This is a genomic window from Vibrio marisflavi CECT 7928, from assembly GCF_921294215.1.
Lineage (GTDB): Bacteria > Pseudomonadota > Gammaproteobacteria > Enterobacterales > Vibrionaceae > Vibrio > Vibrio marisflavi.
Window position 1 is genome coordinate 67,395 of sequence record NZ_CAKLDM010000001.1, and the last position, 17,515, is coordinate 84,909.

Annotated in this window: 16 protein-coding genes; 12 read left to right on the forward strand and 4 right to left on the reverse strand. The window is 43.1% G+C overall.

The window, feature by feature from the left end:
- Positions 1–43: 43 nt before the first annotated feature.
- The 3 genes from amt to ebgR form a co-directional block, all read right to left on the reverse strand.
- The gene (gene amt, locus L7A31_RS00290) at positions 44–2,236 is read right to left on the reverse strand and encodes an ammonium transporter (RefSeq protein ID WP_237359478.1); all 2,193 of its coding nucleotides are present in this window, start codon (positions 2,234–2,236) and stop codon (positions 44–46) included.
- A 155-nt stretch (positions 2,237–2,391) separates the two neighbouring features.
- Positions 2,392–3,150, reverse strand: coding sequence for a substrate-binding periplasmic protein (locus L7A31_RS00295; RefSeq protein ID WP_237359479.1), 759 nt, complete (start codon positions 3,148–3,150; stop codon positions 2,392–2,394).
- A 96-nt stretch (positions 3,151–3,246) separates the two neighbouring features.
- Entirely contained in the window at positions 3,247–4,230 is a 984-nt protein-coding gene (gene ebgR, locus L7A31_RS00300; protein ID WP_237359480.1) for a transcriptional regulator EbgR, read from the reverse strand.
- 442 nt (positions 4,231–4,672) lie between these two features.
- On the opposite strand from ebgR, the gene L7A31_RS00305 reads away from it, so the two are divergent.
- Together L7A31_RS00305 and L7A31_RS00310 are read left to right on the forward strand one after the other, a co-directional pair.
- Positions 4,673–5,317, forward strand: coding sequence for a two component system response regulator (locus tag L7A31_RS00305; protein ID WP_237359481.1), 645 nt, complete (start codon positions 4,673–4,675; stop codon positions 5,315–5,317).
- A gap of 120 nt (positions 5,318–5,437) precedes the next feature.
- Positions 5,438–8,221, forward strand: a complete 2,784-nt coding sequence (locus tag L7A31_RS00310) for an ATP-binding protein (RefSeq protein WP_237359482.1) — start codon at positions 5,438–5,440, stop codon at positions 8,219–8,221.
- Between the two features lie 46 nt (positions 8,222–8,267).
- Here L7A31_RS00310 and L7A31_RS00315 read toward each other — a convergent pair whose 3' ends face one another.
- Positions 8,268–10,133, reverse strand: coding sequence for an ATP-binding protein (locus L7A31_RS00315; RefSeq protein WP_237359483.1), 1,866 nt, complete (start codon positions 10,131–10,133; stop codon positions 8,268–8,270).
- 159 nt (positions 10,134–10,292) lie between these two features.
- On the opposite strand from L7A31_RS00315, the gene L7A31_RS00320 reads away from it, so the two are divergent.
- The 10 genes from L7A31_RS00320 (at position 10,293) to sctJ (ending at position 17,515) form a co-directional block, all read left to right on the forward strand.
- A complete protein-coding gene (locus L7A31_RS00320; RefSeq protein ID WP_237359484.1) occupies positions 10,293–10,703 on the forward strand; it encodes a hypothetical protein in 411 nt (136 codons plus the stop codon).
- Between the two features lie 13 nt (positions 10,704–10,716).
- Positions 10,717–12,162, forward strand: coding sequence for an EscC/YscC/HrcC family type III secretion system outer membrane ring protein (locus tag L7A31_RS00325; RefSeq protein ID WP_237359485.1), 1,446 nt, complete (start codon positions 10,717–10,719; stop codon positions 12,160–12,162).
- Between the two features lie 40 nt (positions 12,163–12,202).
- Positions 12,203–13,441: an IS256 family transposase gene (locus tag L7A31_RS00330; protein WP_237359438.1), complete on the forward strand. Its 1,239-nt coding sequence runs from the start codon at positions 12,203–12,205 to the stop codon at positions 13,439–13,441.
- 135 nt (positions 13,442–13,576) lie between these two features.
- Complete coding sequence (gene sctD / locus L7A31_RS00335) at positions 13,577–14,803, forward strand: type III secretion system inner membrane ring subunit SctD (RefSeq protein ID WP_237359486.1); 1,227 nt, start codon at positions 13,577–13,579, stop codon at positions 14,801–14,803.
- Positions 14,804–14,812: 9 nt separating this feature from the next.
- Complete coding sequence (locus L7A31_RS00340) at positions 14,813–15,064, forward strand: EscE/YscE/SsaE family type III secretion system needle protein co-chaperone (RefSeq protein WP_237359487.1); 252 nt, start codon at positions 14,813–14,815, stop codon at positions 15,062–15,064.
- A 105-nt stretch (positions 15,065–15,169) separates the two neighbouring features.
- On the forward strand, positions 15,170–15,874 hold the full coding sequence (locus tag L7A31_RS00345) for a helix-turn-helix domain-containing protein (protein WP_237359488.1): 705 nt from the start codon (positions 15,170–15,172) through the stop codon (positions 15,872–15,874).
- A gap of 27 nt (positions 15,875–15,901) precedes the next feature.
- Positions 15,902–16,117, forward strand: a complete 216-nt coding sequence (gene sctF / locus L7A31_RS00350; protein WP_237359489.1) for a type III secretion system needle filament subunit SctF — start codon at positions 15,902–15,904, stop codon at positions 16,115–16,117.
- Positions 16,114–16,449, forward strand: coding sequence for a DUF1039 domain-containing protein (locus tag L7A31_RS00355; protein ID WP_237359490.1), 336 nt, complete (start codon positions 16,114–16,116; stop codon positions 16,447–16,449). Before sctF ends, L7A31_RS00355 begins: the two co-directional genes overlap by 4 nt.
- A 2-nt stretch (positions 16,450–16,451) precedes the next feature.
- Complete coding sequence (gene sctI, locus L7A31_RS00360; protein ID WP_237359491.1) at positions 16,452–16,793, forward strand: type III secretion system inner rod subunit SctI; 342 nt, start codon at positions 16,452–16,454, stop codon at positions 16,791–16,793.
- Positions 16,790–17,515 (forward strand): type III secretion system inner membrane ring lipoprotein SctJ, encoded by a 726-nt coding sequence (gene sctJ / locus L7A31_RS00365; RefSeq protein WP_237359492.1) that lies wholly within the window; start codon positions 16,790–16,792, stop codon positions 17,513–17,515. Before sctI ends, sctJ begins: the two co-directional genes overlap by 4 nt.

Here is a 17,515-nt window from a genome sequence, read left to right on the forward strand (position 1 = left end):
AGAGAGATAGCTTTCTTCCGTTACTTAGGTTTCGTTGCTCGAATTAAGGCATGTCCGCATCTGGAAAGCTTACGCTAAAGCGAGTGAATTTATTGACTTCACTTTCACAGTTGATCGTGCCACCTAGGGTGTTGGTAACAATGTTGTAGACGATATGAAGCCCCAAGCCACTACCTCCTTTGCCATGTTTTGTAGTGTAAAATGGCTCAAAAATTCGCTCTAAATTTTGTTTTGAAATCCCAACTCCATTGTCGCTGTACTCTATGACTATATTGTGATCGATGAGGTTGGCATTGATCTCAACGACCCCTTCGCTTCTGCCTTCAAATCCGTGATATAGAGAGTTCATCAAAAAGCTTGAAACGATTTGAGATAGTGCTCCGGGGTGGGTGTAGACGATTAACCCGTCAGGACAGGAAAAGTCGATTTGATACTGAGTTTTGCGAAATTGCGGCTGCATGCTCGTGAGTACTTTTTGTATGTACTGTTTTAAGTCGAATTGACGATACTTCTCTGACGCTTGATCCACAGACATCTCTTTAAAACTCTTGATGAGATCTGTAGCCCTATTGATGTTGATATGTATGATGTCGCTGCTTTCCTTCGCGCTATCAAAAAACTGCTCGAGGCCAGATTCTGATAACTCCCCACTTTGGTAGCGTTTTACTATGTCATCCACTTCCTCTTTCAAAAATGTAGAAGCTGTTAGGCTCACACCCATCGGTGTTTTAACTTCATGGGTGATGCTTGCAACCAAGCCTCCTAGCGATGCCATTTTCTCGGATTCTACGAGTTGGGATTGAGTGTCTTGTAAGCGCTTGAAAGATTGTTCCAGCTCTTCGTTTGCTTTTATTCGACTATCTATTTCTTCGGAAGCAATGGCAAGTACGCGATTATATTCTCGGGCGATTTGACCTACTTCTGTGTGGGGCTCTTCATGGACCTTGGAGTGAAAACTACCTTTTTTTTTATGTAGTTCCATTGCTGAAAGCAACTCAACGACTTCTGTGTTTGCATTATGCTCAGAGACGTTCAGACCCCGAATTTCATCTTCTAGGCTTACTCTTAGCGGAACGAATCGGTTGATGAACTTCAAGAAACCGTAAGTTGGTAGAAATGTCCAAAAGAAACAGGTGGCGATGCCGAGAACTTGAACCCAAGTTTGCTCAAGAAAGCTGAGCCCAGTGCTCAAGATTACAGGGTCGCCAAACAGAGCGACGCAGAGTGTTCCCCACGCCCCACAGAAGCCATGAACGGGCACAACTTTGACTACGTCGTCTACTTGATACGTATCAAGCAGCTTACAGCCGAGCAAATATATTGCTCCTCCAGCTAATCCTATAATTGCGGCTTGAGAAGGCGTTACGGCATTGCAGCCAGCGGTAATACTGACTAGGCCGGCCAAGGCTCCGTTAAGAATATCCAACACATTTGGTTTCTTGTGCCGTACATAGCTCAAGATTAGGATTGCTAAAGAGCCAAAGCTGGCAGAAATTAAGGTATTGATAAGAATAAGCGGAATGCTGTTGTCGAGTTTAAAAGTACTGCCAGCATTAAAACCAAACCAACCAAACCAAAGAATCAGTGTTCCAACCGTTGCCATTGGAATGTTGTGCCCTTGTATCGCCGGAACGCCTTTAGTAAACCGGCCCACTCTTGGCCCAATTACCAGAACTGCAGCCAGTGATGCCCATCCAGCAAGCGAGTGGACGACACTACCACCGGCAAAGTCAACGAAACCTAGCTGGCTCAACCAGCCAAGGGATGTCCCTTCGATGGTGCCATGCCACACCCAACGTCCAAAGAAAGGGTAAATAATGGCAGAGATAAATAGGGTAATACAAAGATAAGCAGAAAAGCTTGCTCGTTCAGAAATCGCGCCAGACATTATCGTCGCAGCGGTGCCGCAAAACACCAGCTGGAAAATGAAAAAGGCGAGAAGAGCAGGGGAGTTGATACCTTCAAGTACAAAATAACTATGAGAAAAACCGTTATCAAATGAGCCATACATGATGGCAAAACCCGCAACCCAAAATAGCGCAGAGGCGATGCAAAAATCACAGAAGTTCTTAGCGGCAACATTGATGCTATTTTTTGAACGAACTGAGCCTGCTTCAAGGAAACAAAAGCCAGCCTGCATAAGAAACACGCTTCCAGCACAAAATATTACCCACATAATATTTTGCATTTCAACTAGATATGCTACGCCAGGTTCCACCATTTTTCCTCTCGTCATTAATATATGACTTCAATGATCAGTGTTGGTCTAGTACGGCTAATCGGAGATTCAACGCACTGATGATTTGGCAGTATATTTTTGTAATGATAGAAGAAGGATAAGATGTCAGCCAAATATTGAACCTATAGCCGTGTATTTGGTTACCTAATGCATTAGGGGAGGCTAAAATACTTCGACATTATGTTTTGATAACTTTCAGACTTTTTAATCTCATTTAACCCAATCTGCCAATCTTGCACTATTTCGTCTGGTGTACTTTTAGATAGTCCAATGTATATACCAGTGCTAAAGAGTTTTACTTTGGTTTCTTTCAAAGCGTTCAATGGGTAGTTTGAACGCTGTAGCAGAGGCGTTATGGCTATTGAGCCTGATGCGATCATAGTCACTCTACCTGACATTAGCATGCTGAGTGCTTGGCTCGGTGTGTGTGCGGTGTGGATGTTTTTAAACCCGAGTTGTTCAAGGATTTTTTCTTCAGGAAACCCCCGCGTCACAACTATGTATTTTGCCTTCTTTGCTTGTTCAATATTGTTGTATTCGCTTGAGTCACTGGATAGTTGATATAAGAAGATATCATCATAAAGAATGGGGCCTAACCATTTAAACTTAGGCTCTCTTTCTGGTGTTTTAGCCATTGCAAATAGCATGTGGTTAGGCTCTATCTCTAACGTTCTAATTGCTCGGGACCAAGGCAAAACTTGAATTTTGTCTGGGTGATTCATTTTGACTAACAGAAGCTGAACAATCTCTACAGCCGCACCTACGAGTTTTCCATTTTTATCGTAATAACCAAAGGGAGGAAAGTCTTCGGTCATCACCGTAAAATTTTGGCTATGACTACTAAACGTTGTTAGGCTTAACAACGCGAAGAAAAGAAAAGCCCTTAGTTTGCGTAAGTAGAGAATATTCACACCTGATTCTTTTCGTTATGGTAGTGAGTAAATCATAGGTATGCAGGTGGGCTTTATCAATTTTACCAACACTTATTTGGACCGTGCTGCTGATCTCTATAGTGTACTGTCGCGCAGTATCAACTCGCTAGGAACAAACACTTTGATAGGTAACTCACGCCCATCACGATCTTTTTCCAGTAGTAGGTTGACGCCTTGAATGCCCATCATTTCCGAGTGAATTCGTACAGTGGATAGAGAAGGAAAGGTAAACTTAGCTGTGGGAATGTCGTTGACGCTAATTAACGCGATGTCTTTTGGAACTTGTAGGCTATGTTCGTGTATGGCACGTAAGACACCGATAGCGATGGAGTCGGAGGCAATAAACAGCGCTTGTGGGTGGCTACTTTCTTTGAGCATTTCAGTTGCGAGTTGGTAACCAGAAGCGCTGGAAAACTCTCCGCGATAGATATCATTTGGGTTCACTACGTTTTTAAGTAAGCCATACTCAACAAATGCCTTCTCGCGAATGTCAGCAATATCTGGGGTATCTTGTCCACCAATAAAGCCAATACGGTTATAGCCTTGCTCGATAAAGTAGTCTGTTACTTCGCGACTAATTTTGGTGAGGTCGATATCGACGGAGTCAAATTTCCCTTTCGGATCGCTACAGTCAATAAAGCAGATGTTATTGGTCAGCTGTTTTGCCCGCTCGATAACTTCTTCATTGTTGCGACCAATCAGAAGTACGCCATCTACATCGGCTAATGTTTTCTCTATTTTGCCTTCGTAACAGTTAACTAATGAGACTCCGAGTTTGTCGCACTGAGTTTCAATGCCATGTCTTATCGATAGGTAGTAAGGATCATTGACTTCGGCCGTTAACTCGTAGTGATAAATCGCCACAAAACTCAACTTTCGGCTAGAAGCTGGAACAGATTTCTTTGTACTGCTTGCAATGTATTCAAGCTGCTCAGCTACTTCAAGGATTCGATGTTTGGTTGATTCTTTAACACTTAGTGTCGGGTCGTCGTTGAGAACTCTAGATACTGTCGCCAGTGAAACGCCTGCTTTTGTCGCGATGTCTTTGAGTGTTGCCATTAATGAATGTTCCTTGTCGGCGGCTTTGGCGCGAAATTGGTAAAACTTTACTGCTCCTTATTCTAACCAATGCGAGCTGATATGCACCATTTTTGCATATCCTTTTCAGGTACAATGTTCTTTGTTCGCTTGTATGTTTAACATAGGTAGGGTAGATGTTTGATGTTCTTCAAAAATTGAGTAATTAATCTAAGTGCGTCTCCAAGTGCAATATAATGTTTGGTGTACTAAAAGTCGTTAACTTTCATACAGCAAATAAAATCGACTACTTAGAGGCGAAAACTTGAAGGTTAAATACTTCTTACTCCCACTTGACCAGTATTTGAATAACATGTAATTTCCTTCTTATTAACAGCTCTATAAATTAATTCAATAAGAAAATTAAAATTAGCTGTACAACAACAAATGCACCTGTGACATTCATAGAATGTGGGAAATCATAATGAATTTATGTCAGAACAAAAAAACCAGACTGCTCGTTGTTGATGATCATGTACTTATTTCTGATGGAATTAAAAACCTACTTTCTCCATTTTCTGGAATTGAAGTTGTAGGCCAGGTAGAAAATGGTTTAGATGCATACTCTGCATGCCAAACTCTTTCACCAGACCTCATCTTAATGGATCTAAATCTACCAGGAATGCGAGGCGTAGATGCAATTCGTCGAGTTATGAATCGTTGGCCAGATATGCGGATACTATGTATCACAGCAATATCTGAAGAGTACAAGGTAAGAGAGGCGCTTGATGCTGGTGCCAAAGGCTATGTATTAAAAAACAGCAATCAACAAACTCTGCTTAGTGCTATTGAGGCGGTAGTACACAATCGAGAGTTTATCGATCCTTCGTTAAATGTTGACTTGGTCAATACCGTTGTTGGAGAAGACAATTCGGCTTCTGCATCTTTAACACCGAGAGAAACTCAAATTCTAAAATTGATTAGCGAAGGGCTTAAAAATAGGGAAATCGCAGAAAAACTGGTGATCAGTTTGAAAACGGTTGAAACCCATCGGCTGAATTTGATGCGAAAACTTGAAGCACATAATGCTGCTGAACTTGTACATTGGGCTCGCCGAATCGGTATTTAGCGTACAGTTGTTAATTCTAGAATAATATTAATAAGGAATATAAACATATTTTTTAATTAAAAATAAGCTGAGTGTTTTAGAGTGTTTTTAAATAGGGTAACAAAGGAGGACATATAACCCATGAGTGTTTCTTGGAGGTCATCTTTTGTTACTCGACTTACTGTTCGTCTCATCGTTGTGATTGCTATTTTATGGTTCGCCGCTCAGTTTGTAGCCATTTATAGTTACTACAATGTCTATGGATATCGGTGGAAACAAGTTGAGTTGTACAACTCAAAATTGACTTCTCTACAGGCCTCAGTTGAAAGTGCCGTTTTTAAAAACTCCGAAAATGATTTAAGTCACTTACGCGATATATGGTTAGAGCTGAGGACAGATAGAAACTTTGCTTTGCCAAACGTAAGTAAATGTAGCTATCTGGTATTAGGAAAAGAGCCGAGTTCAGAAGAAGCGCGACTATACACTGCTGGTGCTCAGGCCATCCACCTTACCGCTATCACCTCTTCTACCAATTACTCAAATGGGTTTATCTATAATAAAGGCCACTGGCTATTGTTCCACTCTTCTAGTCTGTGTGATTCCTATGATAGTCATAACACTTCTAAGTTTGAGCAGAGAGTCGAGCGATTACTGCAAATGCCTTCAAACTCGCGAGGCTATATTTGGGGGGCTCCCTTTTTTGACCAAGATTATAAAGTATGGAGGGTAATGGTAGCGAAGCCTATTACTGACAATCACGGTAGAAAGTTGTTGTTAGGTTTTACCATTACGTTGAACAATTTCGTTAAGCAGCATACTGTTTCAACGGATGATGCTTCCTATGTTGTAGTAACAGATAGTGGAAAGATTCTACCAATGTTTAAGTCAGTGATTGGGCAAACTGAACTTGATCGGCTTTTATCCAATGATACCTACTTATCTGCAGACTCTTGGCAATCCAGAAAGTACCTAGTTTCCAGCGCGAATTATTATGGCCCCCCATGGAAATTAGTGAGAATTGAGCCTTTGTCTGATGTTATCGCATTGGAACTTAACCATATTTTGTCCTACGTGCCGATAGGCATTGTTCTCCTTGTGCTGCTAACATTCATTCTCATCATTGCTTTGCATTACGGACTGGCCAAGCCACTCAAGGCGTTTATTAGAATTATCAACTCAACCAACACGCGAGATGTGAAATACCGATTACCCTATCACCGACCTGATGAATTAGGGATGATAGCCAAGGCATACAATGATCTGTTGTCTACAGTAGAAAACAATTATCAAAATCTCGAGTCTCAAGTTGCGTTGCGTACCCGAGAGCTAAAAGCCGCACAGGTAGCAGCTGAAGTTCAGAACGAGCGTAAAACAGAGCAAATGACCATGATAAGCCATGAGGTCAGAACACCACTTAACGGCATTATCGGCGCTCTCGATTTAATCGAAGCAAACCCCAATCTCGACACGGCTACACTTGTTCGGACAGCAAAAGGGTGTTCACACTCGTTGCTTGAAATGATAAATAATATCTTAGATTTCCGTAGCATAGAGCAAGGGCAAATGCGTCTTATTCTAGAAAAAACTAAGCTTTTTGCATTGATAGATAGAATTGTTTTGATCATTCAGCCTCGTTTAGAGTTAAAAGATATAAGCTTCAAAGTTGTCGTCGGTGAAGGTGTCCCCCGTATTGTCGAATTGGACTCATTGAAAGTGCGTCAAATATTAGTGAATCTGCTTGCCAATGCACTTAAGTTCACGGATGAAGGAGCCATTCGCCTAGATATTACCTGCGATAACGGCAAGCTAATATTCAAAGTGAGTGATACGGGGATAGGGATTTCGAGTGATGTATTGCCGAATATATTCGATCCATACGCTCGCGAGCATTTAGAGCGGGTTGGTACGGGGCTTGGCTTGCCCATTTCTCGCTCTTTAGCTGAAATTTTTGATGGGGATATTTCGGTTAACAGTACGTTAGGCAAAGGCTCGGAGTTTATTCTCACTGTGCCGTTATTAGAGGCGGAGTATGAAGACAAATTGTCTGGTGTAGTTCAAGCGCCTGAGTTGCTGAGGGAGCAATTAGAGATTTGGGGCTTAACGGTCGAGTCAACTCAGCAAGAAAGTGGACCACTAGCATTGGACAGCTATGCGTATTTCCCGAATATGCTTTGGAACCGTATTGAGCAACTGCTCAGTGGAGTGTCGGCTGATGATGGAGCCTATCAGGATATACCGATACAACCTTGGTCTTTAAAGATTTTATTAGTCGATGACGTTGAAAATAACCGAGAGATTGTTGGTAAAATGCTAGAGTCAACGGGCAATATCGTCACCACAGTTTCAAATGGTGCTGATGCGTTGCAGTTGGGACAGAAACATATTTTCGATTTGGTGTTGATGGATATACGCATGAGGGAAATGGATGGGATAGAAGCGTTCCGTCGTTGGAAGTTGGAAGAAACCGCTATACTCGATCCGGACTGCCCAGTTATCGCGTTAACGGCGGACACTCATCCTAAAGAGCAAGCCCGAATTATGTCTGCTGGGTTCTTTGACTACATCTATAAGCCAGTTAGCTTAATCAAGATCACTCGTATTCTTGCTCAAGTCATCGATTATCAACAAACGAGAATGGTCGATTTATTGCCGAATGAAAAATTGGACCTTCCGCTTTTCAATCTCCCAAAATATAAAGCGAAAGTGCGTAAGCAGCTGTTTGAGTATCTAACACAGATAGAAACGGCTGTGCAGCAGCAAGAGTGGCTTGAGTGCAAAGAGGTTCTGCATGCTTTAAAGGGTTGTGCTGGGCAGGGGGGATTCAAAGAACTGTTTTATTATGCGGAGCAGCTTGAGCAGACATTGCACACAGAAGGCGAGCTATCTATTACGATTGTTGAAGACATAAAACGATTGCTTGATTAGCCAAGCCGGTTAGGTGCTATTTCCATCTCGATGGGGCTACAGTTCCTTACAGTGCTGATTCCTGAGCTGTCTTGACTAGCTTTTTAAGGCTCAGTAAGTCTTGATAGGTGATGGCTTCTCCTCGACTTTGCTGGCTTTCGAGTTCTTCAGCGGCTTCTGAGAGCAAAGTGTAGCCCGCAAGAGCAGAGGCTCCTTTTATTGCATGCAAATGGTCTAGCATGTTGTCGATAAGCGAGAGTTGCTGACATTGCACAGCCGCATCCAGCTGTTCGTATAAACCGTCAAAAATCTTTTTATTCAAGCTAGGATCATTGGACTCGAGAAGCTTTCTGCTGAGGTCGGGGGCTGGACAAAGGTCGATGCCTCTCGATCTCTGTACATGAGATACTTTGATAGTCACATTGTGTAGCGTTTTCATCTTTATAGGCTTTTTCAAATAGTCATTGAAGCCTGCTTGCTTGATTTGCAATCGCTCATCTGGATGCGTGTTGGCAGTTAGGGCTGCGATGTAGCACTCCGGGTCAAGTATGTGAGTGCTTTTTCGCCATGTTTTTATTAACTCCAGACCGCTCATTCCGGGCATTCGAATATCCATCAAAATAAGGTCGAAGACTTGTTTGCTGCCAAGCTTTAATGCTTCAAAACCCGAAGAGGCGGTATAGGCGTCGTGTCCTAGCGTCGTTAGCATTTGTTTGACAATTTTTGAGCTGGCTTGGAAGTCATCAATCACTAGGATTTTTAATGTCCAATCCGTCCGAGGCGAAGAGGGGAGATCTAACGGCTTCTGAACTTCATTAGTTGTGTCTTGTATCCATTGATACAGCTTGCCACTAAGGAATTCATAATCTGGACTTTGTAGAGTGCTTACATTATCCGCTATCGCTTTGACTCCCCATAAAGACAGTTGAGGATGTAAAGCTATAGGAGCATGGACATGGCTAATAGGGAGCTGCAAAGGTTCAACTCGCCCCTCAATAGGTAGAGTGACAGTGACAATGGTGCCTTTGCCAAAGTTACTGTTTAGCACAATGTCTCCATTCATCAAACGTATCAAAGACCGAGTAATGGACAGTCCAAGTCCCGAGCCCTGAGAGTCGTTGGTGCATTGAGTATATGGTTTGAAAATTAGAGGTAACATCGACTTCGGCACACCGATGCCAGAGTCTTCAATTGATATAACGAGTTGATTTTCATCAGCATCGACGTAAAGCAAAATATAGCCTCTGTCAGTAAACTTAATCGCGTTTCCCAGCAGGTTAATCAGTATTTGTTTTACACGCACTCTGTCGACGACGATTTTTAATGGCACTGTCTTAGTGATCAGCATCCGCAGGTGGATACTTTTCGCTGTCGCTTTAGGGGCGATGGTTAACATAGCTTGGTCAAATATTGGTAACAGCTCTGCTTGGTTTAAACTTAACTCAACCTGCCCAGCTTCAATCCGGGAAAAATCCAACACATTGTTAATGACTTCAAGCAAACCGTCTGAACATTGCACAGCGAGCTCGACGAGGTCATTCTGAGAGTAGTTGAGCTCTGAGCGTTTGAGCAGCTCCAAGGCCCCAGTTAGGCCATTGAGTGGAGTTCGTATCTCATGGCATATCGTGGTGAGATATTCGCTTTTTAACTGATTTAGCATTTCTGACCTCTTTTTTTCTTTTATCTGCTTACGCGTATACCTTTCTAGTGGCACAAACAAAATGAGAATAAAAACGAGCAGTAAAGCAAAGTGTGCTTGCGTCTTATGTAATATTGGTGGGTTGAAAATACTTTCATCTGACTGCCAATCCTTTTTGCCTATTAGCCAAAGCTCTTCGGATCTTATTGAGTAAAAAAGTCCATAAAGATCAACGATAAAGAAAATACTTAAAAACAGATAAATGAGACGTACTTTTTTGGTAAAACTGGCCAAAGAGTTTCTCCAATAATGAAACCACTTGCATTATTACAAAGGCCGATAGTCATGAGCTTTTAAATTTGTGCACATTATTTTATCTAAGGTAAATACCCGATGGGCAGGCGGCGGTAAATTTTCAAAAATAGTGACAATATTTGAAAGCGGTAAGATTGAATGACTGATACCTCCATTTGGCACAAGCTTCAAAGCTGCGACTCAATTGTCATCGAATCTTGCTACGGAAAAGGCGCGGTATTGGATATCCAAGGGAATCATTCCAAAGCATTAGATTGCCCGAACGGATTGTGTCTAGGAATTGAGATTGTTTGGGCAGATTCCAGCAAAGTCGATATCAACCGTATCAGCTTACTTTTGTCTGCAAATGATGAGACGTTAAATTACGCGATCCTTCCTCAAGGAGAACGGTGGTTTCTTTGGCAGCGATACAGCGATGAGCCAAGTTCTGAACAGTTCACAAGTTGTCTTGAGCCTCATATCACCTTAGCAAAATATATCTCTTCGGGACTCTGTAAGCAGTCTATTCAAGATAAAGATAGTTTGCTTGAAATCATCAATTTAGCTTGAAGGGAGTAATTATATGAAGTGGTTTGTTTTATTGCTGTTCTCTTGCTCGCTATCCTTTACTAGCTCCGCCGCTATGATTCCTTGGCAAGGCAGCGACTTTTTCATGATAACTAAAGGTATGAAGCTTTCTTCATTGCTTGAAGCTTTTGGGTCCAATTATGGTATTCCGATGGTGGTTGACCCATCTGTGGATGATATTTATTCCGGAAGAATAGAAAGCAAAACACCCGACCAAATTCTCAACTACCTTTCTCGTTCGTTCAACTTGGCCTACTACTATGACGGAAGCTCACTCTATGTTTACAAGCTCAGCCAAATAGAGCAAAAAATCGTGAGTCCTCAATTCATGCAAGCTAGCCAAATATCGACCTATTTGAGAAAGATGGGCATCAAGCCATCACGGTACTGCTCATTTAAGAAAATTCCCCAAATGAATGCGTTAGAAGTATCGGGAGTACCAGTATGTGTTGAAAGGGTCACGCAGCTCGCCACAAACTTAGACGACAAGGTTTTACAGCAAGCGCAAAACAAAGAAACGATTCGAGTCTTTCCGCTGCGTTATGCCTCGGCTTCGGATAATGTCTACAAATATCGGGATCAACAAGTCACTGTTCCGGGCGTGGTCACAGTGTTGCAGAAAATGGCGCAAGGGCACGCACTACCTATCAATGAAGGTAAAGCCAAACCTACACGCTCAAATGTTGCCCTGCCAATCTTCTCCGCAGATCCAAGGCAGAACGCTGTGGTTGTACGCGGGCGTCAAGCCAACATGTCTCTGTATCACGACTTAATTGTGCAGCTTGATAAGAAGCAAACTCAAATTCAAGTATCGGTAGAAATCATTGATGTCGACGCGGGAGATCTCAATAGTTTAGGTATTGATTGGTCGGCATCTGCCAAAATTGGTAGCGGGCAGGTCAGCTTCAACACAGCTGATAGCACGGCAGGAGGAAGCTTTTCGACGGTAGTGAATGACACCAATAGCTTTTTGATTAAGTTGAGCGCGCTTGAGCAGCACTCAAAGGCCAAAGTGTTGTCGAGACCGTCTGTTGTTACATTAAATAATGTCCAAGCAATCTTAGATAGAAACATTACCTTTTACACTAAGGTCTCGGGTGAAAACGTCGCTAATCTTGAATCGGTTACAACGGGCTCATTGCTGAGAGTGACACCAAGGCTGGTGAGCGACAATCAAGGTAAAAAGATCTTGTTAACGCTAAACATTCAAGATGGACGTCAAGTACCACAAAAAACCAGTAATTTGCCTCAAGTACAAAACTCAGAAATAGCGACTCAAGCGACTCTCAAGCCCGGTCAAAGTTTATTACTAGGTGGTTTTGTCCAAGATGAAGACACGGAAGTAAACCGAAAAATACCATTGCTTGGGGATATCCCTTTTCTGAGCTATGCTGGTTTCTGGTGTATGGAAGAGAAAAGAAGTTGCGGTGTAATCTGTTGATGTAGTTCTCACCAGAACGATTAACAGAAAGGTACACCGCATGACTGATAATACTGTTGTTTCACTGAATACACCACAAGACCCGCTCACTGAATTGATACGCCAAGGTGCAAGAGACTTAATTTCACAAGCTGTTGAAGCGGAGCTTCAGCAGCTGCTTACTCAATATCAGAATACGATGGTTGACGGCAAACAAGCCATAGTTCGCAATGGTTTCTTACCTGAGAGAACCTTACAAACAGGTGTCGGCGATGTGGAAGTGCAAATTCCTAAGGTACGAGATCGCTCAGGGAATGGTGTTAAATTTAATAGCAGCTTGATACCACCGTATCTCAAGCGAACTAAAAACATAGCAACACTGCTCCCACTGCTCTATCTCAAGGGGATATCGACGGGCGATATGCTACCCGCTCTTGAGTCGCTGCTCGGTAAGGATGCAAAAGGACTCTCAGCCAACAGTATCTGTCGCCTCAAGGAGCAATGGCATGAAGAATACGAGCAGTGGCGCAAACGAGACCTCGGTAAGCGTCGCTATGTCTACGTCTGGGCTGACGGTATTTACTGTCACGTCAGAATGGACGACAAGCTCTGTTTGCTCGTCATTATTGGCGTCGATGACACTGGGCGCAAAGAAGTCCTTGGCGTTCTGGATGGTCATCGAGAGTCAGAAGCAAGTTGGACGGAACTCATTGAGCAGTTACGAGCACAGGGATTACAGTTAGCACCAAAGCTAGCCATCGGAGATGGCGCACTTGGTTTCTGGAAAGCGGTTGCTAAGTGCTGGCCTCAAACGGGTCAGCAGCGTTGCTGGGTACATAAGACAGCGAATGTGCTTAACAAGGTGCCCAAAAGTGTTCAGCCTAGGATGAAGGAAGCACTGCAAGATATCTGGATGGCAGAGACCAGGAATGAGGCTTATCATGCCTTCTCAACCTTCCAGAAGCGCTTCGAAGCCAAGTACCCAAAAGCAACGGACTGCTTGGTGAAAGACAAAGCTGAAATGTTAGCGTTCTACGATTACCCAGCAGAGCACTGGGTTCATATCAGGACGACGAACCCGATAGAATCAATGTTCGCCACAGTACGCTTGCGCACGAACAAGACGAAGAACTGTGGAAACAGAAAGACTACGTTGATGATGGCTTACAAGTTAATGCGCAGTGCAGAGACGAAGTGGCGTCGTCTACGAGGTTTTAAACTCCTGGCTGATGTTGTGAAAGATGTTCGCTTCATCGATGGGGTGAAAGAAATGGAGACTCATCAACAGGCTACTGCATGATCTCCATACACCACATTTGACAATAGCTCCCCTTTTCTTGGCGCACTCTTTAGAAGTAAGGACCACACGAAAAACAGTGTCATACGCTTATTTCTAATTAAAGCATCACCCATTTCATTAGGGTAAGGTGGTCAAGTGTTTTCAAAGTGGAAGCTTTTAGTTTTAAGCGGCAGCCTTAAAGGCCGCGAGCTCAGACTGCCGGAAGGTGAGTTTACAATAGGTTCAAAAGACTCGGATTTATCCGTGCTTTTGCAAAACGATGTTCAGTCGACCCTGCTTGTCAGCTCTGAAGAAGTGCTCATTAAAGAAGACTCAACTCCACTTTGGTATCAAGGCGAGAAGCAAGTGAACCCTTCGCCGATACCGCCTTCGACCGTTATTGACTTAGCGGGTTTTTGCTTTGTTCTTGGTGTCGAAGAGCAAAGCCTATCATTGGAAGATATTCCTAAAAGGCAGAAGCAAGCTCGTAAGCGAGAGGCCCGAAACTGGCTGGCGATTACTTTGTTTACTTTGACTTTGCTCTTTGCAAGCTTACTCGTTTATTTGGGTTGGCTGGCCTATAAAGCGCCGAAAGTGCCGCCTTTTGATCCTAAAGCTTGGCTACAGAGCCAAACGAATTTAGCAGAGTATCGAGACTTACACTTGTCTTGGTCTGATAGTGGAATTGTGACAGTTGGCGGTTACTGCACCGACTCTAAAAGTTATCAATCTTTGCTGGGGAAATTGACCAGTTTCGGTATGCATTATAGCAACGAGGCGATATGCCAAGACGACATTATTCACAACGTTTACTTTGTCCTTCAACAAAATGGCTACTCCCATGTGGTTGTTCACTCTGGGAAAGAACCCGGTACTATCATCATTGCGGGAGATATTTATGCAGACAAGCTTTGGGAGAAGGTGAGCCGGGTGATCGCTCAAGTTAAAGGTCTGAAATCTTGGGAGGTCAAAAGTGAGAAAGACAAAGGCATGGGTGGTCTTTTAGACGCACTTAAAGCGAACCACTTACTTGATGAATTGAGTCTTTCGAGACATGGTCAGACAACAACCATTACTGGGCACCTTTCTGCGGAAAAAGAAAAACAGCTGAAGCAGATACTTGCGAACATCTCTCAACAGGATTCATCAAATCGAGTCATTTATCAAAATATCCCGGTAAGCCAATCCATGTTGAGCCTATTCCCAGCTTCCATTCGAAGTTTTGGTGGCAATGCGAAGAAACCTTATCTCATATTGGCAAATGGTATGCGCATTGAGATTGGTACTCAGCTACCGAATGGCTATCAAGTAACGAACTTGGACCCATCAGGTGTTGAGCTTGTAAAAGATGGGCAGATTCTGCATATCCCTTTGAATATATAGAGGTTAACTATGGCAACTATTACTGAGCTAGAAGACCGCTTAAAGGCTGATAATCACGGACAATATAAACATGAGCTCGAAGCTTTGTTAGAGCTGCATATATTGGCGTTATCGACTCGTCTCAAACAAGGCTGTGAGCCTGACATTTATCAACGAAGTCAAGTTCAGCTCGACGCATGTTTGGCATCAAAGCGTGTTATATCAACACTTTGGCAACGCTACCACAAAGCGTCGGAGCAACTATTTACAGCTAAGTCGTAGCAAGAATTTGGATCTCAGGTGTAGACCGTATAGAGGTTAGCACATGGAAAAGTCAAGATGGTCAGCATGAGAAGGAAGCAGCAATTTCGATAGCGGAGTTATCTAATGAAAACGATTCAGTTTATTTTTTGTAAAGGCCCTATTCAAGTCGTTGTAAGAGATAAGCCACACTCTTTTCCTCAAAATAGTTTGGTTGTAACCGATGACTCAGCTGTTATATCTAGTGCCAGTCGAGACAATTGGTCGAGCTATGTTTTTTACGTCGGTGATTTTCAACAGGTTTATCGAGCTTTGTTTGATTTACTGGAGCCGAGTACGTTTTTCCTACCCAATGTGAGTGAAGCAAGAGATCTTCCAATTGATAGCGAATTTATCAAGGTGTCACAGGATTTAGGAAATGCCAGTCGTAAGACGCTGTTGCAGTTTGTATATTCATACTGCTTAGGCATGGATAGGCAATACTTTTCTCAGCTGTTGCACAGCTTAGTTGATGCGAACAAAGAGTTTTTTGACTACTTAGAAAGCAACTTCCTTAACCCTTGGTCGGTGTCCAAATATGCTGAAGAGCTTGGTATCACGGTAAGAAAACTGAATATTCTTTTTTACGAGAAGTTTGGCATATCAGCTAAGCATTGGCTGATAGAAAGGCGTCTCGAACATGGCCGCGAGATGCTGCTGGCAACAAAAACTAAAGTATCTGATATCGCCATGGACTGTGGCTTTAGTAATCACGCTCACTTTTCGGACTGCTTCAAGAAGAAATACGGCTATTCTCCGACGCATATCCGAGAGACCACACAAGCTTTTTGAATTTGCGCTAGACGCTAAGGGGATAAGATGGATTTACAACAACTCACCAATCAACTTGCAACACTTTCGGGTCAAGCATCTCAGCAAATTCAAAGCAAGATGACAGCGGGAGATTTGCAAGACCCAGACAAGTTGCTTCAAGCGCAGTTTAGTGTTCAGCAGTATTCCACTTTCGTCAATTATGAAAGTGCAATTATTAAAACCATAAAAGATATGTTGAGTGGAATTATTCAGAAGATATGAGTGAGTTGAGCAGCGATCTTACCAAATTACTAGTGGAATCAGCGTTTGCAGCGGTCAATAACAACTTGTTGAAAGAGGCTGCAGCACTGAATGAAGCAATTCAAACGCTAGAGCTTAACAGCTCGTTAAAGCAAGTTTGCCAAGCCATTATCTACTTAGGGATGGGGCAAGACAGCCAAGCTCTTTTAGCGGCGAAAAACTCAGACATGGTAGAAGCTAGAGCCGTTGAGTCTTTAGTCGGTCAATCCATGGATTTGGATACTTCAACTTACGACGAGAATGAGCCTGCGGTCCAACTTATGAAGTTGTTATCGGAATCAGAAAGGAGCTGAGTATGGACGTGAATACTGTGCAAAAATTGGCACTCTCGACAGAGAAGGTAAGCCAAGATATGGCGGAGCCGCATCCAGATCAAGTGGCTATGTTTAACCAGATGATGAACCCCGCAACTACTCCTTCTGCGGGAGAAACCATCGTTTCAAGCATCCAGCAGCAGGGCGTGCAGATCGAGTCGGCGATGCAGCACTTGAAGGTAGAGTCCATGCATCAGCTGACGCCGGAAAGAATGTTGACTACCCAACTTAATATTGTGCAGTCAGTAGTGATGGTTGAGCTTGTGGCCAAAACGGCGGGCTCGGCTGCCCAGTCGATAAATAAACTTACGAGTATGCAATGAAGTCAGTACGTGTTAGGTGGAGTCTACTATTGGTTGTCTTGTTGTTGGTGGGTTGCAAAGAGAACCTTTACAACAACTTGCCTGAAGAAGAAGCGAACCAAATGCTTGCGCTTTTGATGCTCAATCACATTCACGCAACCAAGCAAGTAGACAAAAATGGTGAAGTGACTCTTGAGGTCGACAAACAGCAGTTTATCAATGCGGTTGAGATACTGAGGCAACATGGCTTTCCGAGACGTAAGCGTGTCAATATCAATGATGTTTTTCCGTCTGGGCAGTTAGTGACTTCTCCAGAGCAAGAGAAAGCAAAAATGAACTATCTAAAAGAGCAGCAGTTGGAGCAAATGCTTTCAGATATGGATGGTGTCATTGAAAGCAGTGTGTCGATTGCCGCGGACAAGGCGGATGATACAGGTAAGCAAGAAACTGCACCATCGGCGGCAGTTCTGATTAAGTACTCTCCCGAAATCAATATCAGTGTCTATCGAGACCAAATAAAAAGTCTCATCCATGACAGTATTCCAGGTATTAGCTATGACAATATCAGCATAATGATGACGCCTGCGGCATTTCGCTATCGTCCTAAAGAACCAGTCCAATCAAAACCAAGTTTCGCATTTGGCATGAACATGGATCAGGTAATCTTGTACACAGGGGTTGGTGGCGCCGTATTTGCTCTGGCTGGAATCTGCTCCTTATTATTTGGTCGCAGGTCTCGATAG

Excerpts from the sequence above, each read along its gene's own strand:
- amt (WP_237359478.1), bottom strand. The coding sequence starts at position 2,236 with ATGACGAGAGGAAAAATGGTGGAACCTGGCGTAGCATATCTAGTTGAA.
- ebgR (WP_237359480.1), bottom strand. The coding sequence starts at position 4,230 with ATGGCAACACTCAAAGACATCGCGACAAAAGCAGGCGTTTCACTGGCG.
- L7A31_RS00305 (WP_237359481.1), top strand. The coding sequence starts at position 4,673 with ATGAATTTATGTCAGAACAAAAAAACCAGACTGCTCGTTGTTGATGAT.
- L7A31_RS00310 (WP_237359482.1), top strand. The coding sequence starts at position 5,438 with ATGAGTGTTTCTTGGAGGTCATCTTTTGTTACTCGACTTACTGTTCGT.
- L7A31_RS00320 (WP_237359484.1), top strand. The coding sequence starts at position 10,293 with ATGACTGATACCTCCATTTGGCACAAGCTTCAAAGCTGCGACTCAATT.
- L7A31_RS00325 (WP_237359485.1), top strand. The coding sequence starts at position 10,717 with ATGAAGTGGTTTGTTTTATTGCTGTTCTCTTGCTCGCTATCCTTTACT.
- L7A31_RS00330 (WP_237359438.1), top strand. The coding sequence starts at position 12,203 with ATGACTGATAATACTGTTGTTTCACTGAATACACCACAAGACCCGCTC.
- L7A31_RS00340 (WP_237359487.1), top strand. The coding sequence starts at position 14,813 with ATGGCAACTATTACTGAGCTAGAAGACCGCTTAAAGGCTGATAATCAC.
- L7A31_RS00345 (WP_237359488.1), top strand. The coding sequence starts at position 15,170 with ATGAAAACGATTCAGTTTATTTTTTGTAAAGGCCCTATTCAAGTCGTT.
- sctF (WP_237359489.1), top strand. The coding sequence starts at position 15,902 with ATGGATTTACAACAACTCACCAATCAACTTGCAACACTTTCGGGTCAA.
- L7A31_RS00355 (WP_237359490.1), top strand. The coding sequence starts at position 16,114 with ATGAGTGAGTTGAGCAGCGATCTTACCAAATTACTAGTGGAATCAGCG.
- sctI (WP_237359491.1), top strand. The coding sequence starts at position 16,452 with ATGGACGTGAATACTGTGCAAAAATTGGCACTCTCGACAGAGAAGGTA.
- sctJ (WP_237359492.1), top strand. The coding sequence starts at position 16,790 with ATGAAGTCAGTACGTGTTAGGTGGAGTCTACTATTGGTTGTCTTGTTG.